The following is a 22641-nucleotide window of genomic DNA, read 5'->3' as shown; positions in this document are numbered from 1 at the left end:
AGCGGGGCTTTTTTGTGGGCGTGTGTTTTTTAACGGCCACAAAAAAGCAGCCCTCACGGCTGCTTTTTTTCGACTTGCTTTACCAGGCCACGCCAAACCCTGCGGTGTAGCGGGTTTTGTTCAAGTCCGCATCCTTGGTACCACTGATGATGTCGCGTTCAGCCTTGAGGTTGAGCGAGGCCCAGTCGGTGACCTTGTAGCGCAAGCCCATCTCGGCATCGAGCGCATAGTTGGCTACGTCAGACAGCGGCTTGCCCAGTTCGCCATTGGTGAAGAACTCGACTTTTTTGCCGATCAGGTAACGGTTGTAATCCCACTTCATGGCGACCGAATAGAAGTTGTCCTTGCCGCCATCGCTGTACTCGTAATCGGTGCGGTTGAGCAGCGAACCGAGCGAGAACGCGCCCAGCTCGTCGTCCCAGAACTGGTAACCCGGACCGGTACCGACCACACGCTGACGCGACAGCTCTTCAACGTAGTCGCGCTTGTAGTTCAGGCGCCCCTGCCAGAACCATTTGTCGGTGAGGAAGCGGTCAAGTGCGTATTCGGCGCGCCAGTTATTGGTGGTGACCTGCTCGTCCTGCACTTCGCGGTTGTATTCGCCCTCGGCGGTGTGCCGCCAGCGGCCATGACGCGCGGTGGTCTTGAAGTCGATGTCGTAATCGTCGGTGTCCTTTTCCGCCCGTTGATAATCCATCGCCAGGCCTATATTGCCTTTCCATACCAGATCCTCGACCACCGGTTTGGGTTTGAGAATCTGCTGAATGCTCGCCAGCTCGACGGTCTTCGGCGCCTCACCGTTGGCCAGGGTGACCTTGCCGTCATCGGCAGCGGTCAGCGACTTGGCTTTTTCACCGTTGTAGGCGTCCTGTTTGACCAGCAGTTCCTGATCGCTTTGCAGGGTCTTGACCTCTTTCCAGTCGATGCTGACCGCACCCGCATACTGGGTCTGAATCAGCAATTTGCCGCCATCGAAAACGGAGATCTTACCGCTCAGCTTGTCACCGTTCTTTAACCAGACGGTATCGGCAAGCAGCGGCGTGGAGGCACTGAAGACAGCAAGGCACAGCAGGGTTCTGGACAACATAAGCGGATCAAGGGCTCAAGTTTGCGAAAAAAGGTCGGCATTATCCGTAGGAATAAGACCCTGACAAGGACTGACCGAGCGATTTCCATTGAGTTCATTTCTCATCTGGCCAACGAGCGATTACGCTTGAGCCCATCGATACGACTATTGTTCAGGAACCGCGCAGGTGAAAGAGCCGAATCATCCCGAGGAAAGCGAAGCGCAAATCCGACGCACGGCGCTTTATTCCACCCTTGCCCAAGTGCCTGAGGGCAAGGTGGTCAGCTATGGTCAGTTAGCTGAACTCGCAGGGTTGGGGCGCGCCGCCCGCTGGGTCGGTCGGACCCTGAGCCAATTGCCCGGCGATACCAAACTGCCGTGGCACCGGGTATTGGGTGCCGGCGGTCGGATCAGCCTGCCGCCGGGCAGCCCTTCGGGGGACGAACAACGGGCACGATTGCGTTCTGAAGGCGTCACCGTCCTGAACAATCGTGTGGATATTCAGCGCCATGGCTGGCGTCCGGTAGAGCACAGCGGTTAGAGTGCGCGCTTTGTTTTCGCAATCTTGAGGCAGACTTCAGCCCATGCCCCGTAAAACCTGGCGCGCCGCGCTCGCCGCCTATGCCAGTCCCTCGACGCTCGTGCTGTTGTTGCTCGGTTTTGCTGCCGGCCTGCCGTACATGCTGGTGTTTTCGACGCTTTCCGTCTGGCTGCGTGAGGCCGGCGTTGCCCGTGAAACCATCGGCTACGCCAGCCTGATCGGTCTGGCGTACGCCTTCAAATGGGTCTGGTCACCGCTGCTCGACCAATGGCGCCTGCCTTTATTGGGCAAGCTGGGCCGCCGCCGTTCGTGGCTGGTGCTCTCGCAGACGCTGGTGATTCTGGGCCTGATCGGCATGGGCTTCTGTGATCCACAGAAACACCTGTCCTGGCTGATCGCCATTGCCGTTATCGTCGCTTTCGCTTCCGCCACCCAGGACATTGCGGTAGACGCCTATCGCCTGGAAATCGCCGACGACAGCCGCCAGGCCGCGCTGGCCGCCAGTTACATGTCCGGCTATCGCGTCGCCGCCCTGCTGGCCACCGCGGGCGCACTGTTCTTCGCCGAAGGCTTCGGCTCCACCGGCTTCAACTATCAACATTCGGCCTGGACCGGCACCTACGCGCTGTTCGGCGTGTTGATGGTGCCTGCCCTGCTGACTTCGCTGCTGATGCGCGAGCCGCCAGTGCCACTGCGCACGCAGCTGCAGGCCGGCCGCTACAGCTTCGCGCATCAACTGGCCTCGGTATTCGTACTGATCGTGTTGCTGGTGTCGGTTCCGGCGATGTTCACCCAGCTCTACAACACCGATTTCGCCAGCGTATTGTTCGGCCAGATGAGTCCGCTCGACCTGCTGCTCGAAGACCGCGCTTTCCTGCGCGCGATCCTCTATACCCTGCTCACCGGCCTGTGCCTGTCGACCATGGGCCGTCGCGGCCTGGCGCCGGTGCTGACCCCGGTCAACGACTTCATCCTGCGCTACCGCTGGCAGGCGTTGCTGCTGCTCGGACTGATCGCCACCTACCGGATGTCCGACACGGTGATGGGCGTAATGGCCAACGTGTTCTACATCGACCAGGGCTTCACCAAGGATCAGATCGCCAGCGTCAGCAAGATCTTTGGCCTGATCATGACCCTGGTCGGCGCCGGTATGGGCGGCCTGCTGATTGTGCGCTTCGGTATCCTGCCGATCCTGTTCATCGGTGGCGCGGCTTCGGCGGCAACCAATCTGCTGTTCGTGATGCTCGCCGACATGGGGCCGAACCTGAAGATGCTGGTGGTCACCATTTCCCTCGACAACTTCAGTTCAGGGCTTGCGACCTCGGCGTTCGTCGCCTACCTGTCGAGCCTGACCAACCTCAAGTTTTCGGCCACCCAGTACGCCCTGCTCAGTTCGATCATGCTGTTGCTGCCGCGGCTGATGGGCGGCTATTCCGGGGTAATGGTCGAGAAGTTCGGTTACCACAGCTTCTTCATGATCACCGCACTGCTCGGCGTGCCGACCCTCCTGTTGATCGCCCTGCACTGGTTCCAGGAAAATCGCCGTGCGGGCCCGACGCCAACGCCCGAGCCTGCACCGACCTCCGTCGTCGAAGAGTCGTAGGACATTTCAGCTGCGGCGGGAGGATTCCCGCCGTTGCGCCTCACCGCCGAGCGCAATCCTGTACGTCGGCAAATCTCGCCGGTACACTGCTCCGTCATTTCCAGTCATAGCAACCGACAACGGCCAACCATGCGCACCAGTCAATTTTTGCTCGCCACACAGAAAGAAACGCCTTCCGATGCGGTCGTCGTCAGCCACCAGCTGATGCTGCGCGCCGGCATGATTCGCAAACTCGCCTCGGGCCTGTACACCTGGCTGCCGATGGGCTTACGGGTAATGCGCAAGGTTGAAGCCATCGTTCGCGAAGAAATGAACGCTGCCGGTTCTCTCGAAGTGTTGATGCCGAGCACCCAACCGGCCGAGCTGTGGCAGGAATCGGGGCGCTGGGAAGAATACGGCCCTGAGCTGCTGCGCATCAAAGACCGCCACGGTCGCGACTTCTGCGCGGGCCCGACCCACGAAGAAGTGATCACCGATCTGATGCGCAACGAGTTGAGCAGCTACAAGCAGCTGCCGATCAACCTGTACCAGATCCAGACCAAATTCCGTGACGAAATCCGCCCACGCTTCGGCTTGATGCGCGGCCGTGAATTCATCATGAAGGACGCCTACTCGTTCCACGCCGATCAGGCTTCGCTGCAGGTCACCTACGACCGCATGCATCAGGCGTACTGCAACGTGTTCACCCGTCTGGGCCTGAAATTCCGTCCGGTTGAAGCCGACAACGGCTCGATCGGTGGCGCTGGCTCCCACGAGTTCCACGTACTGGCCGAGTCCGGCGAAGACGATATCGTCTTCAGCAACGGCTCCGACTACGCGGCGAACATCGAGAAAGCCGAAGCCGTGCCACGGGAAACCTCGCGTCCAGCGCCGGCCGAAGAGCTGCGCCTGGTCGACACTCCAGACACCAAGACCATTGCCGCGCTGGTGGAAAAATTCAATCTGCCGATTGAAAAGACCATCAAGACCCTGATCGTCCATGCCGAAGAGCCAGGCAAGCTGATTGCCCTGATCATCCGTGGCGACCACGAGCTGAACGAAATCAAGGCTGCCAACCAGCCAGGCGTGGCCAGCCCGCTGGTCATGGCTTCCGATGCCGAGCTGCGTGACGCCATTGGCGCCGGCGCCGGTTCCCTCGGCCCGCTGAACCTGCCGCTGCCGATCATCATCGACCGCTCGGTCGAACTGATGAGCGACTTCGGCATCGGTGCGAACATCGACGACAAGCACTACTTCGGCGTGAACTGGGAGCGCGATCTGCCGGTTCCAACCGTTGCCGACCTGCGTAACGTCGTGGCCGGTGACCCAAGCCCGGACGGCAAAGGCACCCTCGAAATCAAGCGCGGCATCGAAGTCGGGCACATCTTCCAGTTGGGCAACAAGTACAGCAAGGCGATGAAGTGCGAAGTGCTGGGCGAGAACGGCAAACCGGTTACCCTGGAAATGGGTTGCTACGGTATCGGCGTATCCCGCGTGGTCGCTGCCGCCATCGAGCAGAACAACGACGACAAAGGCATCATCTGGAGCGACACCCTGGCGCCGTTCCAGATCGCTCTGGTACCGCTGCGTTATGAAACCGAGCAGGTGCGCGAAGCCACTGACAAGCTGTATGCAGAACTGACTGCAGCCGGTTTCGAAGTGTTGCTGGACGATCGCGACAAGAAAACCAGCCCGGGCATCAAGTTCGCGGACATGGAGCTGATCGGCATTCCTCACCGGATCGTGGTCAGTGACCGCGGCCTCGCCGAAGGCAACCTGGAATACAAGAGCCGCACCGAAGCCGAAGCGCAAGCGCTGCCGGTTGCCGATGTGCTGTCCTTCCTTCAGGCCCGTATCCGCCGCTGAATCCAGATAGAGACCTCATGTTCAAGCGAAACACCTTGGGCCTCGGTGGTGCCGCCTTGTGCGGCGCCCTGCTGGTCAGCGGCTGTGCCAATCAGATGTCACAGCGCAGCGAGCACGAAGAGCGGGTCGAGCGCAAACTGCTCGATCACAGCCTGCAGATCGATGTCGGTGAGCCTAAGGTGCTCGAACTGCCGCAGCGTCGCGTGAAAATCAACGAACAGAAGACCTTCGAAGTCACCGAGTTTGAGGTCACCCGTCGTTACGACCGCTACACGCCTTATCAGCCCTGGCGCGAAATCTACGAGATTCCGCTGGGTGCAGTGGCCGTGGTCGCCGGTATCGGCGCCAATGTGGTCAACGTGTTCGCCCTGGGCAATCTGCCGGACAGCGTGACCAAGGACTGGCTGAACTACGGCATCGCCGGGGTCAACCCGTTCATGAACGTGCAGTCCCACGGTCGTGCGCAACAGAACCTGGCCGGTATCGATGAAGTCCAGCGCGACAAGCGCACGGAGTATTCGAGCCTGCCGTGGAGCGAGCGTCCGGTGCAGGTCAAGGCCGGCAAGCAGACCTTCGACATGACCACTGACCGCAACGGCGTGCTGCGCCTGAACCTGCTGGACAGTCCGTTCGCCGAAAATGACCTGAATCATATCGGCAAGCTGCAGATCAGCGTCGAAGACGGCAAGGATGACGTGCACAGCGACTCATCCCTGGCGATCAGCAGCCATTTGCGCAGCAAGTTGCTCGAAGCGCACGGGTTGATTTACGACGATCTGGAAGACGACGAAGTGAGCCAGTGGGTTCACCGGGTCAAACGTCTGTCGGAACTGGGTCTGGAAGAAGAAGCCAGCGAGCTGGAGCAAAGCCTGATCGAACTGACGCGCAACGATCCTGAGTTGCAGGCGGAATTTCTCAAGTCGCTGACCAAGGATGCGGGGCGTCTGGTCGCTGATCCTGGACCGAATTAAGCCTGAAAAGCTTCGCGAGCAAGCCCGCTCCCACATTTGATCGAGTTCCTTCAGATGGAATGCAATCAAATGTGGGAGCGGGCTTGCTCGCGAAAGCGGCATCAGCAACACCACAGGCATTAGCGCTCAAACAACTCCATCTGCTCAAACCCGCCGCGCAAATCCTCCAGCCTCACCCCTACCCCCAACAACCGCACCGGTTTCCCACCCCGGTTGAACGCCTGCGTCAGCATCAACTGATAACTGCCCAGATCGCGCCCTGCCCCGGCTTGCTCCAGTGTGGTCTGGGTAAAGTCATGGAACTTCACTTTGACGAACGGCTTGCCCGGGCGATAACTGCTGTCGATCCGCTCCATGCGGGTTTTCAGGGTTTCCAGCAGCTCCGGCAGCTTGTCGAGGCAACTGCGCAGATCCGGCAGATCGACGTCGTAGGTGTTTTCCACACTGATTGACTGACGGCGGCTGTCGTTGTGCACCAACCGGTCATCAATCCCACGGGCCAGACTCCAGAGTCGCTCACCGAAACTGCCGAATTCGCGCACCAGCGCCAACTTGTCCCACTCGCGCAGTTGCAGGCAATCGACGATGCCGAGCTTGCCCAGTTTGTCGGCAGTGACCTTGCCGACGCCGTGCAACTTGCTCACCGGCAAGCCACTGACGAAATCCTCGACCTGGTCCGGAGTAATCACGAACAACCCGTTGGGCTTCTTCCAGTCGCTGGCGATTTTGGCCAGAAACTTGTTCGGGGCCACGCCTGCAGACACGGTGATGTGCAACTGATTGGAGACCCGCCGGCGGATATCCTGCGCGATGCGCGTGGCGCTGCCTCCAAAATGCGCGCTGTCGGAGACGTCGAGGTAGGCCTCGTCCAGCGACAGCGGTTCGATCAGGTCGGTGTAATCGCGAAAGATGGTGTGGATTTCCTTCGAGGCTTCGCGATAGGCATCCATGCGCGGCTTGACGATGGTCAGGTCGGGGCACAGCTTCAAGGCATGCCCGGACGACATTGCCGAACGCACGCCGTACGCCCGCGCTTCATAGTTGCAGGTGGCGATCACCCCCCGCCGATCCGCCGACCCGCCCACCGCCAGCGGTTTGCCGGCCAGGTTCGGGTCGTCGCGCATCTCGATGGCGGCGTAGAAACAGTCACAGTCGACGTGGATGATTTTTCGCTGGGTCATGACAGAAAAGGAAACATGGCGAGCCGGAAACGCAGTATCTCACTGACACCTGTATATAGCACCAGTGGTCTGAATGTTCTTTTCAGCCTGTGGGAAAACCACGATGAATTTATTTTCTCAATCGAGAATCACCGACCGATAGAGCTGAAAGCCTTGCCCCGCCTGCCCTGCGCGCCCGTCTCCTGCACTGGAAAAAGCGCTAACCGATTGAACAGGAACAGATTTATCCAGATTCAAGGTTGACACCCCGGCGATCCTCTGTAGAATGCCGACACACAGACGCGGGATGGAGCAGTCTGGTAGCTCGTCGGGCTCATAACCCGAAGGTCGTCGGTTCAAATCCGGCTCCCGCAACCAAACATCAAAAAAGGCTACTCGAAAGAGTGGCCTTTTTTGTGTCTGTCTGTTTTTCAGACCAGCCTCTGCATCACGCACATCGGGGCGAACAGGAATTCGTTGCATTTCCGAAACTTACCGCGCCGCTGCGACCGTTTGACGCAAATTCACACTTATTTGACCCTTTACGGGATTAGCGGTTGACACCTCGCCGTTCGCCTGTAGAATGCCGCCACACAGACGCGGGATGGAGCAGTCTGGTAGCTCGTCGGGCTCATAACCCGAAGGTCGTCGGTTCAAATCCGGCTCCCGCAACCAAACATCAAAAAAGGCTGCTCGAAAGAGTGGCCTTTTTTGTATCTGTGGAAAAAGTCCTTTCGCAACAATGATCTGTCACGCTGCAGTGAAACGCTCAGGATCATCAGACCGACCGAGTTGCGACTATGCTTGAGTCGCAGGCAAGACGTCTGCAATCCATGACCCGCCCTCGCCGATCCCGGATGAGAGGCGTAGTATTTTGTGATTATTTTTTTCTACAGGGATTGGTAACTTGGCTGGATACCTCCATCCTGTCGCGCACAATCCAAGAGGTGATTGATGCGCGCCAACTCGTCTGATTCACAAGACACCGTCACAGCAGAACATCCGATCAAACCCGAGCGCCTGCGCTTGCTGGATCGGTTGAGCAAATATCGCCAGCCGATCGGTCTGGCGGTCACGTTGCTGCTGTTTGCCATTGCGCTGATTGCCTGTCGCCACCTGCTGAGCGAGCTCGATCTGTATGCCCTGCATGACTCGATCCTGGCGGTGCCGAAACCGGCCCTGCTCGGCGCAGTGGCTGCTACGGTGGTCGGCTTCATCATATTGCTGGGCTATGAATGGTCGGCCAGCCGCTATGCCGGCGTGACACTGCCGCCGCGCACTTTGGCGCTGGGCGGCTTCACCGCATTTGCGATTGGCAACGCCATCGGCCTGTCGCTGCTGTCCGGCGGCTCGGTGCGCTACCGTTTATATGCACGCCACGGGCTGGGCGCCTCCGAAGTCGCGCACATGACGCTGTTCGCCAGCCTGTCGCTGGGTTGCGCCCTGCCACCGCTGGCGGCTCTCGCGACCCTGAGCGACCTGCCCGCCGCCTCCGCCGCACTGGGCCTGTCAGAAGGCCTGCTCGGCACGATCGCCATGGTGGTGCTGGGTCTGGGCGCGATTCTGGCGATCGGCATCTATCGCCGCCGTCTGCCGGAGCAACCGTACCGCGACAACCTGCTGGTCAGGGCCGGTCGCCGGACGCTGCGCCTGCCGGGCCGACGCCTGACCTTCCTGCAACTGATCATCACCGCCCTCGACGTCGCCGCAGCGGCCACCGTGCTTTATCTGCTGCTGCCGGAAGCCCCGCCGTTCGGCGCCTTCCTGCTGGTGTACCTGCTGGCCCTGGCCGCCGGCGTCCTCAGCCACGTACCGGGGGGTGTCGGGGTCTTCGAAGCGATCCTGCTCGCCGCGTTTGCAGACACTCTCGGTGCCGCACCGCTGGCCGCCGCCCTGCTGCTTTATCGTCTGATCTACGTCGTGCTACCGCTGCTGGTGGCCTGCCTGTTTTTGCTGATCAACGAAGGCCAGCGCCTGTTCCAGACCCAGACCATGCGCGCCGCATCCGGTCTGGCCGCGCCGATTCTGGCGGTGCTGGTGTTTCTGTCCGGCGTGGTGCTGCTGTTTTCCGGCGCGACCCCGGAGATCGACACCCGTCTCGAACACATCGGTTTTCTGATTCCGCATCGTCTGGTTGACGCCTCGCACTTCGGCGCCAGCCTGATCGGCGTACTGTGCCTGATGCTGGCGCAGGGCCTGCGCCGGCGCCTGTCGGCGGCGTGGATGCTGACCACCATTCTGTTGCTGGTCGGCGCCCTGCTCTCGCTGCTCAAAGGCTTCGACTGGGAAGAAGCCACGCTGATGACACTCACCGCCGCGTTGCTGGGAGTGTTCCGTCGTTCGTTCTATCGCCCGAGCCGCCTGACCGAACTGCCGTTCTCGCCGCTGTATCTGGTGGCCAGCCTCTGCGTCCTCGGCGCCTCGACCTGGTTGCTGCTGTTCGCCTATCAGGACGTGCCTTACAGCCATCAACTGTGGTGGCAGTTCACCCTCGACGCAGACGCCCCGCGCGGCTTGCGTTCGTTGCTCGGCGCCGCCGTGCTGTTACTGGTGATCGCGCTGACCTGGCTGCTGCGCACCGCGCGCCCGGTGATCCACCTGCCGACCCCGGACGAACTGGATCGCGCCGCGAAAATCCTGATGGCTTCGTCGCAACCCGATGGCGGCCTCGCGCTGACCGGTGACAAGGCGTTGCTGTTTCACCAGAACGACGAAGCCTTCCTGATGTACGCCCGCCGTGGCCGCAGCCTGGTGGCGCTGTACGACCCGATCGGCCCCGGCCAGCAACGCGCCGAGATGATCTGGCAGTTCCGCGACCTGTGCGACATCCATCACGCTCGCCCGGTGTTCTATCAGGTACGTGCGGAAAACCTGCCGTACTACATGGACATCGGCCTGACCGCGATCAAGCTCGGCGAAGAGGCCCGGGTCGATCTGCAGCGCTTTGACCTGGAAGCCAAGGGCAAAGAGATGAAGGACCTGCGCTACACCTGGAACCGTGGTACCCGCGATGGTCTGTCGCTGGAAATCCATGAGCCGGGCCAGGCGCCGATGGACGAGTTGAAAGTGATTTCCGATGCGTGGCTGACCGGCAAGAATGTGCGCGAGAAAGGTTTCTCCCTCGGTCGGTTCAGCGACGATTACCTGAAGCATTTCCGTATTGCGGTGATTCGCTTTGAAGGTCGCCCGGTGGCGTTCGCCAACCTGCTCGAGACTTTCAGCCATGACCTGGCCAGTCTGGACCTGATGCGCTCGCACCCGGACGCCCCCAAGCTGACCATGGAATTCCTGATGGTCGGCCTGATTCAACACTATAAGAGTCACGGATACGCGCGCTTCAGCCTGGGCATGGTGCCGTTGTCGGGGTTGCAACCCCGGCGTGGTGCACCGCTGACCCAGCGTCTGGGTTCGATGGTCTTCCGCCGTGGTGAGCAGCTGTACAACTTCCAAGGCTTGCGCCGCTTCAAAGACAAGTTCCAGCCTGACTGGGAACCCCGTTATATGGCAGTGCCCGCCGGACTCGATCCGCTGGTGGCGCTGGCCGATACTGCTGCCCTGATCGCGGGCGGCTTGACTGGATTGGTGAAACGCTGATGATTCAACGCTCCCTGAAGTACATCCTGGCCGCACTGATCGTGCTGGCCGTGATTGCCGGCGGCGGTTACTGGTACCTCAAACGCCCGGCACCGCAACCGACTCTGCAACCACTGACGGCCGCCGACGGCACGGTAATGACCCGCGTCATTCCCGGCACCCAGCCCAAGGCTCAGGTGCTGGTCGCGGTCAATGACGACCAGAAGCTGACCGACAACCAACTGAGCACCCTGAGCCGCAGCGCCTCGGCGCAGATCGTTCAAGTGATTCTGCCCAAGGACTGCCTGCAACAGAGCCGCGCCCTGCAGACCGGCCTGCGCGAACTGAACGGCCCGGCCACGCTGGTCAGCGGTATCGGCCCTGGCGCCGTGCTGGCCTGGCGCTGGTTGTCCGAGCAGAAGGACGACAAGGCCCAGGCGATCTCGGTTGACCTGGCGCTGGAAAAACCCGGTTGCACTCACCTGCTGCCGAAAGCCGCGGCTCATGGCCACTGGCTGGTGGCATGGAACGACAACCCGGACGACACCAGCGCCGGTTTCGTGCGCGATCAACCGAACGCCGAAACCAGCATCAGCGACTACGACATCAACCTGCCGCAAGTGCTGAACAACGAGCTGCGCAAGATCCTCGTCGGCGGCGACAAGGCCAACGGCGGTCTGGCAATCCCGGTGGTGGAAGTGCCGGCCGGTCAGGCCAAGGACACCGTGACCCTGTTCCTCTCCGGTGACGGCGGCTGGCGCGACCTCGACCGCGACGTAGCGGGCGAGATGGCCAAGATTGGCTACCCGGTGGTCGGCATCGACACCCTGCGCTACTACTGGCAGCACAAGAGCCCCGAGCAAAGCGCGCTGGACCTGACCGAACTGATGCAACACTACCGGCAGAAATGGGGCACCAAACGCTTCATCCTGACCGGTTACTCGTTCGGTGCCGACGTCCTGCCAGCGATCTACAACCGCCTGCCGGACACCGAGCAGCAACGCGTCGACGCCATCATCCTGCTGGCCTTCGCCCGCACCGGCAGCTTCGAAATCGAAGTCGAAGGCTGGCTCGGCAACGCCGGCAAAGAAGCCGCCACCGGCCCGGAAATGGCCAAGCTGCCAGCGGCCAAAGTAGTGTGCATCTACGGCGCCGAAGAAACCGACGAAAGCGGCTGCACCGACAAGACGGCAGTCGGCGAAGCAGTGAAACTGCCTGGCGGCCACCACTTCGACGAGAACTACCCGGCGCTGGCCAAGCGTCTGGTGGACTTGATCGAGAAGCGTCAGAGCAAGGATCAGCCGGCAGAGTGATCTGAGCCGGCCAAACAAAAAGCCCCCGCAGCCTTACGCTTGCGGGGGCTTTTTACATTCCAGCCGCCACCAAAATCCCCTGTGGGAGCGAGCCTGCTCGCGAAGCGATGAGTCATTTAACAGACTCGTCGACTGACACTACGCCTTCGCGAGCAGGCTCGCTCCCACAGGGAATCTTGTGCCAGATGTTTAGTTTCGTTTACTTCCAGTTTCGCAATATCAGATGACGCCCACAGACCTTGTAGGCAAACTCCGAAACTCGTGTTCGGGCGCTTTGCGGCTCTATTGCGCTGTTTTTTGACGAGATACTCTCCGGACGTCGCTGACCCATTCAGCGATCGGGTGTGGTAACCCGGAGAACCCAGCGCAAGAGCCCGCTCATCGAGTAATGGCGGCTGTGCGTGGGACGCTTTCGAGCGTGCCGGTTTCCTTGGTTCCCGGTTTACCACCCTGCGTACAGTTGCCTCCCTTTCGTGTGGTAACGAAAGTCGCGGCACTTCGAACCAAGGAGTAACACGATGACCGAAACTGATCTGCACGGACCCGCAAACGTTAAAACCATTGGCTGCACCCCCTTCCTCTACCACTCGGATCAAGCGCTCTTCAATGTCCGCTCTGGCATCCCGATTCTCGATGCATTGTCCCAATCTTCCGACCTGTTATCCCTCGCAAAATCCTTCACCGAAGACGCTGTCTTCACCAGAAACACTGACCGCCACGCCTGGGCTGCGCATTACCTGACGGTGATGGGCAAAGCCTTGATTGATGACGTGATACAGACACTGATGCCGCGAACTGCGCGCACGAAGACCGAGTCTGAAGCAGAGATACCTGAATGCTCGTAGAGGTTTGAAGATCAAAAGATCGCAGCCTTCGGCAGCTCCTACATGGAATGCGAAACCTGTAGGAGCTGCCGAAGGCTGCGATCTTTTGATCTGAAGTTGCCGCCCACAAAAAAGCCCCCGCCAGCCACAAGGCTGACGGGGGCTTTCCAGTTAGGGCGCAGCTACATCTCCACCTGAGTCCCCAGTTCAATCACCCGGTTCAGCGGCAGATTGAAGAACCGCAAGTTGCCGTTGGCATTCTTCAACATGAACGCAAACAGCGCCTCGCGCCAGCGGGCCATGCCTTCGAGTTTCGAGGCGATCACCGTTTCGCGGCTGAGGAAGTAAGTGGTGCGCATCGGGCTGAAGTCCAGTTCATCCAGATGGCACAGTTTCAGCGCCTGAGGCACATCCGGCTCGTCGGTAAAGCCGAAGTGCAGGATCACCCGGAAGAAGCCTTCGCCGTGGGCCTCGACTTCGAAGCGGCGCGATGGCGGTACGCGCGGGATGTCTTCGTAGACCACGGTCAGGAGCACCACTTGCTCATGCAGTACCTGGTTGTGCAGCAGGTTGTGCAACAGCGCGTGCGGCACGGCGTCGGAGCGCGCAGTGAGGAACACCGCGGTGCCCTGCACGCGGTGCGGTGGTTGCACGCGGATGCTGCTGATGAAGATCGGCAGCGGCAACGCGCCTTCGTCGAGGCGTTCGACCAGCAATTGCTTGCCGCGCTTCCAGGTGGTCATCAGCACGAACAGCGCAATACCGGCGATCACCGGAAATGCACCGCCCTGCACGATCTTCGGCACGTTGGCGGCGAAATACAGACCGTCCACCAGCAGGAAACCGATCAGCACCGGCACCGCGAGGACCGGCGGCCATTTCCACAGCAGCAGCATGACGGCCGACACCAGAATGGTGGTCATCAGCATCGTACCGGTCACTGCCACGCCGTAGGCCGAAGCCAGGGCGCCAGAGGATTCAAAGCCGAGTACCAGCAGCACTACGCCAACCATCAGCGCCCAGTTCACCGCGCCAATGTAAATCTGGCCCTGCTCATCGCTGGAAGTGTGCTGGATGTACATACGCGGGATGTAGCCGAGCTGGATCGCCTGACGGGTCAGGGAGAACGCGCCGGAAATCACCGCTTGCGAGGCGATTACCGTGGCCAGGGTCGACAGCCCCACCAGCGGAATCAGCGCCCAGCTCGGCGCCAGCAGGTAGAACGGGTTACGTGCCGCTTCCGGGTTTTCCAGCAGCAGTGCGCCCTGACCGAAGTAGTTCAGCACCAGCGCCGGCAGCACCAGCAGGAACCACGCACGGGCAATCGGCTTGCGCCCGAAGTGGCCCATGTCGGCGTACAGCGCTTCGGCACCGGTCAGCGCCAGTACCACCGCGCCGAGGATCGCCACGCCCATGCCGGCGTGCACCATGAAGAAACGCACCGCCCAGACCGGATTCAACGCATGCAGCACTTCCGGGTAATGGCTGATGCCATACACCCCGAGGGCGCCGAGCACCAGGAACCAGGTGACCATGATCGGCCCGAACAGAATGCCGATCCGCGCCGTACCGTGGCTCTGGATCAGAAACAAGCCGACCAGAACCACCAGCGACAGCGGCACCACCCAGTGGTCGATGCCGTCGAACGCCAGGCCCAGGCCTTCGATCGCCGACAGCACGGAAATCGCTGGGGTGATCATGCTGTCGCCGTAAAACAACGCCGCGCCGATCAGTCCGCAAACCACCAGCAACGAACGCAACCTCTTGCGCTTGCCCGCCGCACGGCGTGCCAGTGCGGTGAGCGCCATGATGCCACCCTCGCCCTGGTTGTCGGCGCGCAGGACGAACATCATGTATTTGATCGAAACGACCCAGATCAGCGACCAGAAGATCAACGACAGAATACCCAGTACCCCATCGTGATTGACGGGCACGCCATACGCGCCGGAAAACACTTCTTTGAGGGTGTACAACGGGCTCGTGCCGATGTCGCCGTAAACTACCCCGACTGCCGCGACCAGCATGCTCAGCGGTTTTGCAGCCGAATGCTCGGCGCCCGCCGCCTGACTACTTGCCTGACCCATCCAACACTCCTGATTCTCGAACCGGCTTCTTTGAATGAAGCACTATGCTTTGTGGTGCAGCATGCGCTGTTTTACCTGTTGTTACAGACGTTTTGTTGACTGTAAAAAATTGGTAAAGCTCAACGGCGCGAAGCATAGCGCAGCACTCGTCGTATTTCCCTGCATAAAGCTGGTCAAGTGCGTTGCTCATCGCTAGAATTGCGCACTTTTTGATCAGAGGCGCACCCTAAGCGCCCATCCGTCGGCTTTCCCACACGGCAAGCGACGTCACAAAACACCGAGGTTAGACATGTCCACCACTCCTGCGCCGGCCAATCCAAAGGTTGGCTTCGTATCTCTGGGTTGCCCGAAAGCACTGGTCGACTCCGAGCGCATCCTGACCCAGCTGCGCATGGAAGGCTATGACGTGGTGTCCACCTACCAGGACGCCGACGTGGTGGTGGTCAACACCTGCGGTTTCATCGACTCGGCCAAAGCTGAATCGCTGGAAGTGATCGGTGAAGCGATCAAGGAAAACGGCAAGGTGATCGTCACCGGTTGCATGGGCGTGGAAGAAGGCAACATCCGCGACGTACACCCGAGCGTGCTGGCCGTGACCGGTCCGCAGCAGTACGAGCAAGTGGTCAACGCGGTGCACGAAGTGGTGCCGCCGCGTCAGGATCACAACCCGCTGATCGACCTGGTGCCGCCGCAAGGCATCAAGCTGACTCCGCGTCACTACGCCTACCTGAAGATTTCCGAAGGCTGCAACCACAGCTGCAGCTTCTGCATCATCCCGTCGATGCGCGGCAAACTGGTCAGCCGTCCGGTGGGTGATGTACTCGACGAAGCCCAGCGTCTGGTCAAATCCGGCGTCAAAGAGCTGCTGGTGATCTCGCAAGACACCAGCGCCTACGGCGTCGACGTGAAATACCGCACCGGCTTCTGGAACGGCGCGCCGGTGAAAACCCGCATGACCGAACTCTGCGAGGCGCTGAGCACCTTGGGCGTGTGGGTGCGTCTGCACTACGTTTACCCGTACCCGCACGTTGACGAGCTGATCCCGCTGATGGCCGCCGGCAAGATCCTGCCGTACCTGGACATTCCGTTCCAGCACGCCAGCCCGAAAGTGCTGAAGGCGATGAAACGCCCGGCGTTCGAAGACAAGACCCTGGCGCGGATCAAGAACTGGCGCGAGATCTGCCCGGATCTGATCATCCGTTCGACCTTCATCGTCGGCTTCCCGGGCGAAACCGAAGAAGACTTCCAGTACCTGCTGAACTGGCTGACCGAAGCCCAGCTCGACCGCGTCGGCTGCTTCCAGTATTCGCCGGTCGATGGCGCCCCTGCCAATGATCTGGACCTTGAAGTGGTACCGGACGACGTCAAGCAGGACCGTTGGGAGCGCTTCATGGCGCACCAGCAGGCGATCAGCTCGGCCCGTTTGCAAATGCGCATCGGCCGCGAGATCGAAGTGCTGGTGGACGAAGTCGACGAACAAGGCGCCGTCGGCCGCTGCTTCTTCGATGCCCCGGAAATCGACGGTAACGTATTCATCGACAACGGCAGCAACCTCAAGCCGGGCGACAAGGTCTGGTGCAAGGTGACTGACGCTGACGAATACGACCTGTGGGCTGAGCAGATCTAAGCACCACAAAATACCTGTGGGAGCGGGCTTGCTCGCGAAGGCGGTGTATCAGTCAATGGATATGCCGACGGATACACTGCTTTCGCGAGCAAGCCCGCTCCCACAGGGGATAGTCGTGTCATCAAAAGCCTCGCTCTTTTTTACGAGATGCGGGGCTTTTTTACGGCTATCGTTTACCGGGGGAAGGACTCCCTTGAAACGAACAAGAGGCCATCGGGCATGCGTCAGCATTCGGTCATTCACACGCCGAAACTCAGCGATTATCAGGAACTGACCCGGGTCTGGGAGGCCTCGGTTCGCGCGACCCATGATTTTCTGCCGGACAGCTACATCGAGTTGCTGCGCAATCTGGTGCTCACCCGTTATCTGGACGCGGTGATGCTGATTTGCACCAGGGATCATCAGCAACGCATCACCGGATTCGCCGGGGTGGCGGCGGGCAAGATCGAAATGCTGTTCATCGATCCCGAGTATCGTGGCCAAGGCTTGGGCAAGAAACTGCTCAACTACGCCATGCAACATTTGAATGCCGATGAACTCGACGTCAACGAACAGAACCCGCAGGCGCTGGGGTTTTACTTCAAGCAGGGTTTTGAAGTGATCGGCCGCTCGGAGGTGGATGGCATGGGCCAGCCGTACCCGTTGCTGCATATGCGCCTGCGGCAGACCCAGCAGCGCTCAAGTAACGGCTGACACATCGTAGAACCCTGTGGGAGCTGGCTTGCCAGCGATGCAGGCGACTCGGTCTGACAGATGCACCGAGGTGATGCCATCGCTGGCAAGCCAGCTCCCACAGGAATTGCGAACCCCTGCAAATGGAACCGGGCTTAACCGGCGCCAGGCAGGTACAATGCCCACCCCTTTTTTGTTACGGCCCTGTCATGACTGACCCGATTCGCCTCTCCAAACGCCTCATCGAACTGGTCGGTTGCTCCCGCCGGGAGGCCGAGCTGTTCATTGAGGGCGGCTGGGTCACCGTGGACGGCGAAGTGATCGACGAACCGCAATTCAAGGTCGGCGACCAAAAGGTCGAGCTCGACAAGGACGCTCAGGCCACCGCGCCGGAGCCGGTCACGATTCTGCTCAACGTGCCGGCCGGCATGGATATCGACACCGCCATGCAGTCGCTCAGCGCCGACACCCTCAGCGACGAGCACCGCTACGGCAAACGCCCGCTGCGCGGGCACTTCCTGCGCCTGACGGCCAGCGCCGATTTGCAACCCAAGGCCAGCGGCCTGCTGGTGTTTACGCAGGACTGGAAAGTGCTGCGCAAACTGACTGCCGATGCCGCCAAGATCGAGCAGGAATACGTGGTCGAAGTCGAAGGCGACATGGTTGCCCACGGCCTCAATCGCCTGCAGCACGGCCTGACTCACAAGGGCAAGGAGCTGCCGCCGGTCAAGGCCAGCTGGCAGAACGAAAACCGCCTGCGCTTCGCCATGAAGAACCCGCAGCCGGGGATCATCGCGCAGTTCTGCGAAGCGGTTGGCCTGAAGGTCGTCGGCATCCGTCGCATCCGCATCGGCGGCGTGTCGATTGGCAAGGTTCCGGTGGGCCAATGGCGCTACCTGTCCGGCAAAGAGAAGTTCTAAGGCTTCCACTGCTGCCACACATTCCGGCAGCGCGCCTGCGTGCTGCCCACAACGATTATCAGGATTACCCACATGATTCATAACGACGTACTGCGCAGCGTGCGCTACATGCTCGACATCAGCGACAAGAAAGTCATCGAGATCATCAAGCTCGGCGGTCTGGACGTGGAGCTCAAAGACGTCGTCGCGTACCTCGACAAGAAAGAAGAAGACGAAGAAGGCTTCGTGCGCTGCCCGGACGAAGTCATGGCGCACTTCCTCGACGGTCTGGTGGTGTTCAAGCGCGGCAAGGACGAAAGCCGTCCGCCGCAGCCGATCGAAGTGCCAGTGACCAACAACATCATCCTGAAGAAGCTGCGCGTGGCCTTCGAACTCAAGGAAGACGACATGCACGCGATACTCAAGGCTGCCGAGTTCCCGGTGTCCAAGCCTGAGCTGAGCGCACTGTTCCGCAAGGTCGGCCACACCAACTACCGCGCGTGCGGCGACCAGTTGCTGCGCAACTTCCTCAAGGGCCTGACCCTGCGCGTTCGCGGCTGATAACTAAACGTGACTTACAGCATCTCACCCATCGGCTTCGTGCGCTCCTGTTTCAAGGAGAAGTTCGCCATCCCGCGCCAGCCGCAACTGGCTCCCGCCGCCCGTGGCGTGCTGGAACTGGTGGCGCCGTTCGATCAGGGAGACGCCGTGCAAGGGCTGGAGCAGGTCAGCCACGTCTGGCTGTTGTTCCTGTTTCATCAGGCGCTGGAAGAAAAGCCGCGTCTGAAGGTGCGGCCACCGCGTCTGGGCGGCAACAAGTCGATGGGCGTGTTCGCCACCCGGGCAACGCACCGGCCCAATGGCATCGGGCAGTCAGTGGTGAAGCTGGACAAGGTCGAGGCCAATCGCCTGTTTATCTCGGGGATCGACTTGCTCGATGGCACACCGATTCTCGACATCAAACCCTATGTACCTTACGCCGACATCATCGCTGACGCCTCCAACAGCATCGCCAGCGCCGCGCCACAGCTGATTGACGTGCGGTGGACGGACGCCGCACTGCAACAGGCGCACGGCCATGCTCAGCGCCTCGGCGAGCCTTTGGTCGAGTTGATCGAGCAGTGTCTGGCGCAAAATCCGCGTCCGGCGTATCAGACGCCGACACCAGAGCGCGAATACGGTGCGCAGTTCTGGGATCTGGACGTGCGCTGGCATTACCCGACGCCGGAGCAGATCCGGGTACTGGAAGTCATCCCCGCCAACACCTGAACCCCGGAAACGCAAAAGCCCGCGCTGCCTTCTCAGGCAACGCGGGCTTTTCTGTGTAGCACGAAACCATTGTGGGAGCGGGCTTGCTCGCGAAAGCGGTGCGCCATTCAACATTGACGTCGACTGACAGCCCCCCTTCGCGAGCAAGCCCGCTCCCACAGGTATTACGGGTTACTTCTCGACGAACGCACGCTCGATCAAGTAGTCACCCGGCTCGCGCATACGTGCTGAGATCTTCAGGCCGAAGCTGTCGAGCACTTCGCTGGTCTCGTCGAGCATGCTCGGGCTGCCGCAGATCATCGCGCGGTCGTCCTGCGGGTTGATCGGTGGCAGACCGATGTCGCTGAACAGCTTGCCGCTACGCATCAGGTCGGTAAGACGACCCTGGTTCTCGAACGGCTCGCGGGTCACGGTCGGGTAGTAGATCAGCTTGTCACGCAGCGCTTCACCGAAGAACTCGTTCTGCGGCAGGTGCTCGGTGATGAATTCGCGGTAGGCGACTTCGTTGACGTAACGCACGCCGTGCACCAGGATCACTTTTTCAAAGCGCTCGTAGGTTTCCGGGTCCTGGATCACGCTCATGAACGGCGCCAGACCGGTGCCGGTGCTCAGCAGATACAGATGCTTGCCCGGGTTCAGGTCGTCGAGCACCAGGGTGCCGGTAGGCTTCTTCGAGATGATGATCTCGTCGCCTTCCTTGAGGTGCTGCAACTGCGAGGTCAGCGGACCATCCTGCACCTTGATGCTGAAGAACTCGAGATGCTCTTCCCAGTTCGGGCTGGCGATCGAGTAAGCGCGCATAAGCGGGCGGCCGTTGGGCTGTTGCAGGCCGATCATCACGAACTGACCGTTCTCGAAGCGCAGGCCCGGATCACGGGTGCACTTAAAGCTGAACAGAGTGTCGTTCCAGTGATGAACACTGAGGACACGCTCGTGGTTCATGTTGCTCATGTACGTGGGACTCCTGGATATTGGGTCTGCGCTCGCCTTTGCGGCCAACAGTGCGCAATTGCATCGCATTCTAATAGCGACGACAATATCTGTTAACTGGATTATTAAGATAAGGGTTATCGGTTATATCGATATGCGATTTACTCTTCGTCAACTGCAAGTCTTCGTCGCCGTCGCCCAGCAGGAGAGCGTATCCCGTGCTGCGGGTCTGCTCAACCTCTCGCAATCGGCGGCAAGCACCTCGATCACCGAACTGGAGCGCCAGTCCAGCTGCCAGCTGTTCGATCGCGCCGGCAAACGGCTGAGCCTCAACGCCCTCGGCAAACAGCTGCTGCCGCAAGCGGTGGCCCTGCTTGATCAATCCAAGGAAATCGAAGACCTGCTCAACGGCAAATCCGGTTTCGGCTCACTGTCGGTGGGTGCCACCCTGACCATCGGCAATTACCTGGCGACCCTGTTGATCGGCGGTTTCATGCAACGCCATCCGGAGAGCCAAGTGAAGCTGCATGTACAGAACACTGCCAATATCGTGCATCAAGTCGCTCATTACGAAATTGATCTGGGTCTAATCGAAGGCGACTGCAGCCATCCGGACATCGAAGTGCAGAGCTGGGTGGAAGATGAACTGGTGGTGTTTTGCGCGCCGCAGCACCCACTGGCCAAACGTGGCAGCGCGACCATGGAAGAGTTGACGCACGAGGCGTGGATCCTGCGTGAACAGGGTTCCGGCACGCGCCTGACCTTTGATCAGGCCATGCGTCACCATCGCAGTGCGCTGAATATCCGCCTGGAGCTGGAGCACACCGAAGCGATCAAACGCGCGGTGGAATCAGGGTTGGGGATTGGCTGTATTTCGCGGCTGGCGCTGCGTGATGCGTTTCGACGCGGCAGCCTGGTGGCTGTGGAAACCCCGGATCTGGATCTGGCCCGGCAGTTCTACTTCATCTGGCACAAGCAGAAATACCAGACCTCTGCCATGCGCGAGTTTCTCGAGCTGTGCCGCGCTTTCACCGCCGGGGTGCAGCGCAGCGACGAGATCGTCTTGCCGAGTATCGCTTAAAGCAGAATCACCGCCCACACCAGGGCAATCATGCTCAGGGCCACGAATTGCGCGGCACTGCCCATGTCTTTGGCGTTCTTCGACAGCGGGTGCAGTTCCAGAGAGATGCGATCGATGGCCGCTTCCACCGCCGAATTCAGCAACTCGACGATCAGCGCCAGCAGGCACACAGCGATCAGCAGTGCCTGTTCGACGCGACTGACATTCAGGAAGAACGTCAGCGGAATCAGCACCACATTGAGCAGCACCAGTTGGCGAAATGCGGCTTCGCCGGTGAAGGCTGCGCGCAGGCCGTCCAGCGAGTAACCGGAAGCGTTGAGGATGCGTTTCAGGCCGGTCTGGCCCTTGAAAGGTGACATAACGTAAAAACCAACCAGAAAGGAGTGGGAAAGCTAGAGCAACAAAAGTCAAAAAAGCGTGAAGGCGCCAGCTTTTACTGGCTCGGAATTGACTCAAGTTGTTGCAGAAGTAATGCCGCCTGCGTCCGGGTGCGCACATTCAACTTGCGAAAGATCGCCGTGACGTGGGCCTTGATGGTCGCTTCGGACACGCTCAACTCGTAGGCAATCTGCTTGTTCAGCAGGCCTTCACAGACCATGGTCAGTACGCGGAACTGCTGCGGGGTGAGACTGGCCAGGCCGTCGCTGGCGGCTTTGGCTTCATCGGAGACACTGACGGCTTCGAACGCCTGCGGGGGCCAGAACACATCGCCATCGAGCACCTTGCGCACGGCTTGCTGAATCACGTTCAGGTCGCTGGACTTGGGAATGAAGCCGCTGGCGCCAAACTCGCGGGACTTGACCATGACCGAAGCTTCTTCCTGCGCCGAAACCATGACCACCGGAATCTGCGGGTACTGCCCGCGCAGCATGACCAGACCGGAAAAACCGAAAGCGCCGGGCATGTTCAGGTCCAGCAGGACCAGATCCCAGTCGGATTTTTCGGTCAGGCGCGCTTCCAGCTCGGCGATGCTCGCCACCTCCACCAGTCGCACATCCGGGCCAAGGCCCAGGGTCACCGCTTGATGCAGCGCGCTACGAAACAGAGGGTGATCATCGGCAATCAGGATGTCGTATGTGGCCATTGTTCAAATGATCCTGTTTTTTGATGGCAGACCCGACGCATTCGGGCCTCGCCAAAGCAACTCGAGATACCGCCGCACAGCGCTATCCACAGGGGCACG

General features: G+C 60.4%; 19 protein-coding genes and 2 tRNA genes. 15 read left to right on the top strand and 6 right to left on the bottom strand.

All coding sequences use genetic code 11. From position 1 onward, the window contains the following. Nucleotides 1-79: 79 nt before the first annotated feature. Complete coding sequence (locus ACM6I7_RS22950) at nt 80-1087, bottom strand: DUF481 domain-containing protein (protein ID WP_027614345.1); 1008 nt, start codon at nt 1085-1087, stop codon at nt 80-82. Nucleotides 1088-1253: 166 nt separating this feature from the next. Between ACM6I7_RS22950 and ACM6I7_RS22945 the strand changes: the two genes are divergently transcribed. The 4 genes from ACM6I7_RS22945 to ACM6I7_RS22930 all read left to right on the top strand — a co-directional run bounded on the left by ACM6I7_RS22945 (nt 1254) and on the right by ACM6I7_RS22930 (nt 6026). Continuing rightward, nucleotides 1254-1607 (top strand): MGMT family protein, encoded by a 354-nt coding sequence (locus ACM6I7_RS22945; RefSeq protein WP_027614344.1) that lies wholly within the window; start codon nt 1254-1256, stop codon nt 1605-1607. A gap of 43 nt (nt 1608-1650) precedes the next feature. Beyond that, nucleotides 1651-3210, top strand: coding sequence for an AmpG family muropeptide MFS transporter (locus ACM6I7_RS22940; RefSeq protein ID WP_027614343.1), 1560 nt, complete (start codon nt 1651-1653; stop codon nt 3208-3210). A gap of 129 nt (nt 3211-3339) precedes the next feature. Beyond that, a complete protein-coding gene (locus ACM6I7_RS22935; RefSeq protein ID WP_041070725.1) occupies nt 3340-5055 on the top strand; it encodes a proline--tRNA ligase in 1716 nt (571 codons plus the stop codon). A 17-nt stretch (nt 5056-5072) separates the two neighbouring features. Then, nucleotides 5073-6026, top strand: coding sequence for a hypothetical protein (locus ACM6I7_RS22930; RefSeq protein WP_027614341.1), 954 nt, complete (start codon nt 5073-5075; stop codon nt 6024-6026). Nucleotides 6027-6145: 119 nt separating this feature from the next. On the opposite strand, the gene dinB is transcribed toward ACM6I7_RS22930, so the two are convergent. After that, complete coding sequence (gene dinB / locus ACM6I7_RS22925) at nt 6146-7207, bottom strand: DNA polymerase IV (protein WP_003222295.1); 1062 nt, start codon at nt 7205-7207, stop codon at nt 6146-6148. A gap of 280 nt (nt 7208-7487) precedes the next feature. Here dinB and ACM6I7_RS22920 point away from each other — a divergent pair. The 5 genes from ACM6I7_RS22920 to ACM6I7_RS22900 all read left to right on the top strand — a co-directional run bounded on the left by ACM6I7_RS22920 (nt 7488) and on the right by ACM6I7_RS22900 (nt 12917). Beyond that, nucleotides 7488-7564, top strand: a tRNA-Met gene (locus tag ACM6I7_RS22920). Nucleotides 7565-7784: 220 nt separating this feature from the next. Next, nucleotides 7785-7861, top strand: a tRNA-Met gene (locus ACM6I7_RS22915). A gap of 279 nt (nt 7862-8140) precedes the next feature. Beyond that, on the top strand, nt 8141-10780 hold the full coding sequence (gene mprF, locus ACM6I7_RS22910; protein WP_007964392.1) for a bifunctional lysylphosphatidylglycerol flippase/synthetase MprF: 2640 nt from the start codon (nt 8141-8143) through the stop codon (nt 10778-10780). After that, entirely contained in the window at nt 10780-12072 is a 1293-nt protein-coding gene (locus ACM6I7_RS22905; RefSeq protein ID WP_103367813.1) for a virulence factor family protein, read from the top strand. The genes mprF and ACM6I7_RS22905 overlap by 1 nt, the downstream gene beginning before the upstream one ends. Nucleotides 12073-12590: 518 nt before the next feature. Then, on the top strand, nt 12591-12917 hold the full coding sequence (locus ACM6I7_RS22900; RefSeq protein WP_414889339.1) for a DUF3077 domain-containing protein: 327 nt from the start codon (nt 12591-12593) through the stop codon (nt 12915-12917). A 161-nt stretch (nt 12918-13078) separates the two neighbouring features. Here ACM6I7_RS22900 and ACM6I7_RS22895 read toward each other — a convergent pair whose 3' ends face one another. After that, on the bottom strand, nt 13079-14920 hold the full coding sequence (locus ACM6I7_RS22895; RefSeq protein ID WP_414889425.1) for a potassium transporter Kup: 1842 nt from the start codon (nt 14918-14920) through the stop codon (nt 13079-13081). Between the two features lie 349 nt (nt 14921-15269). Between ACM6I7_RS22895 and rimO the strand changes: the two genes are divergently transcribed. The 5 genes from rimO to tsaA all read left to right on the top strand — a co-directional run bounded on the left by rimO (nt 15270) and on the right by tsaA (nt 19447). After that, nucleotides 15270-16607, top strand: coding sequence for a 30S ribosomal protein S12 methylthiotransferase RimO (gene rimO / locus ACM6I7_RS22890; protein WP_003222282.1), 1338 nt, complete (start codon nt 15270-15272; stop codon nt 16605-16607). 219 nt (nt 16608-16826) lie between these two features. Continuing rightward, nucleotides 16827-17300, top strand: coding sequence for a GNAT family N-acetyltransferase (locus tag ACM6I7_RS22885; protein WP_115988087.1), 474 nt, complete (start codon nt 16827-16829; stop codon nt 17298-17300). 188 nt (nt 17301-17488) lie between these two features. Next, nucleotides 17489-18199: an rRNA pseudouridine synthase gene (locus ACM6I7_RS22880; protein WP_115988089.1), complete on the top strand. Its 711-nt coding sequence runs from the start codon at nt 17489-17491 to the stop codon at nt 18197-18199. 72 nt (nt 18200-18271) lie between these two features. Next, a complete protein-coding gene (locus tag ACM6I7_RS22875) occupies nt 18272-18739 on the top strand; it encodes a DUF1456 family protein (protein WP_027611093.1) in 468 nt (155 codons plus the stop codon). Nucleotides 18740-18748: 9 nt separating this feature from the next. Then, nucleotides 18749-19447 (top strand): tRNA (N6-threonylcarbamoyladenosine(37)-N6)-methyltransferase TrmO, encoded by a 699-nt coding sequence (gene tsaA, locus ACM6I7_RS22870; protein ID WP_414889338.1) that lies wholly within the window; start codon nt 18749-18751, stop codon nt 19445-19447. A 171-nt stretch (nt 19448-19618) separates the two neighbouring features. Here the strand turns inward: tsaA and fpr are convergent, their stop codons facing one another. Beyond that, complete coding sequence (fpr, locus tag ACM6I7_RS22865; protein WP_007908723.1) at nt 19619-20398, bottom strand: ferredoxin-NADP reductase; 780 nt, start codon at nt 20396-20398, stop codon at nt 19619-19621. 133 nt (nt 20399-20531) lie between these two features. On the opposite strand from fpr, the gene ACM6I7_RS22860 reads away from it, so the two are divergent. Beyond that, nucleotides 20532-21458, top strand: coding sequence for a LysR family transcriptional regulator (locus ACM6I7_RS22860; RefSeq protein ID WP_027611091.1), 927 nt, complete (start codon nt 20532-20534; stop codon nt 21456-21458). On the opposite strand, the gene ACM6I7_RS22855 is transcribed toward ACM6I7_RS22860, so the two are convergent. Next, nucleotides 21455-21817 carry a diacylglycerol kinase gene (locus tag ACM6I7_RS22855; protein ID WP_003222276.1) on the bottom strand — a complete coding sequence of 121 codons (363 nt, stop codon included), beginning with the start codon at nt 21815-21817 and terminating at the stop codon, nt 21455-21457. The genes ACM6I7_RS22860 and ACM6I7_RS22855 overlap by 4 nt on opposite strands. A 74-nt stretch (nt 21818-21891) precedes the next feature. After that, entirely contained in the window at nt 21892-22542 is a 651-nt protein-coding gene (erdR, locus tag ACM6I7_RS22850) for a response regulator transcription factor ErdR (protein ID WP_027611090.1), read from the bottom strand. Nucleotides 22543-22641 lie beyond the last annotated feature (99 nt).

The organism is Pseudomonas sp. IT-93MI4, assembly GCF_949767635.1.
Classification (GTDB): Bacteria; Pseudomonadota; Gammaproteobacteria; order Pseudomonadales; family Pseudomonadaceae; genus Aquipseudomonas; species Aquipseudomonas putida_A.
Note: the sequence above shows the minus strand (reverse complement) of the source record. Positions and strands in the feature narration are given on the sequence as shown.

Bases quoted from the DNA above. Each gene is read 5' to 3' on its own strand.
- ACM6I7_RS22950 (WP_027614345.1), bottom strand. From the start codon at position 1,087: ATGTTGTCCAGAACCCTGCTGTGCCTTGCTGTCTTCAGTGCCTCCACG.
- ACM6I7_RS22940 (WP_027614343.1), top strand. From the start codon at position 1,651: ATGCCCCGTAAAACCTGGCGCGCCGCGCTCGCCGCCTATGCCAGTCCC.
- ACM6I7_RS22935 (WP_041070725.1), top strand. From the start codon at position 3,340: ATGCGCACCAGTCAATTTTTGCTCGCCACACAGAAAGAAACGCCTTCC.
- ACM6I7_RS22930 (WP_027614341.1), top strand. From the start codon at position 5,073: ATGTTCAAGCGAAACACCTTGGGCCTCGGTGGTGCCGCCTTGTGCGGC.
- dinB (WP_003222295.1), bottom strand. From the start codon at position 7,207: ATGACCCAGCGAAAAATCATCCACGTCGACTGTGACTGTTTCTACGCC.
- mprF (WP_007964392.1), top strand. From the start codon at position 8,141: ATGCGCGCCAACTCGTCTGATTCACAAGACACCGTCACAGCAGAACAT.
- ACM6I7_RS22905 (WP_103367813.1), top strand. From the start codon at position 10,780: ATGATTCAACGCTCCCTGAAGTACATCCTGGCCGCACTGATCGTGCTG.
- ACM6I7_RS22900 (WP_414889339.1), top strand. From the start codon at position 12,591: ATGACCGAAACTGATCTGCACGGACCCGCAAACGTTAAAACCATTGGC.
- ACM6I7_RS22895 (WP_414889425.1), bottom strand. From the start codon at position 14,920: ATGCTGGTCGCGGCAGTCGGGGTAGTTTACGGCGACATCGGCACGAGC.
- rimO (WP_003222282.1), top strand. From the start codon at position 15,270: ATGTCCACCACTCCTGCGCCGGCCAATCCAAAGGTTGGCTTCGTATCT.
- ACM6I7_RS22885 (WP_115988087.1), top strand. From the start codon at position 16,827: ATGCGTCAGCATTCGGTCATTCACACGCCGAAACTCAGCGATTATCAG.
- ACM6I7_RS22880 (WP_115988089.1), top strand. From the start codon at position 17,489: ATGACTGACCCGATTCGCCTCTCCAAACGCCTCATCGAACTGGTCGGT.
- ACM6I7_RS22875 (WP_027611093.1), top strand. From the start codon at position 18,272: ATGATTCATAACGACGTACTGCGCAGCGTGCGCTACATGCTCGACATC.
- fpr (WP_007908723.1), bottom strand. From the start codon at position 20,398: ATGAGCAACATGAACCACGAGCGTGTCCTCAGTGTTCATCACTGGAAC.
- ACM6I7_RS22860 (WP_027611091.1), top strand. From the start codon at position 20,532: ATGCGATTTACTCTTCGTCAACTGCAAGTCTTCGTCGCCGTCGCCCAG.
- ACM6I7_RS22855 (WP_003222276.1), bottom strand. From the start codon at position 21,817: ATGTCACCTTTCAAGGGCCAGACCGGCCTGAAACGCATCCTCAACGCT.
- erdR (WP_027611090.1), bottom strand. From the start codon at position 22,542: ATGGCCACATACGACATCCTGATTGCCGATGATCACCCTCTGTTTCGT.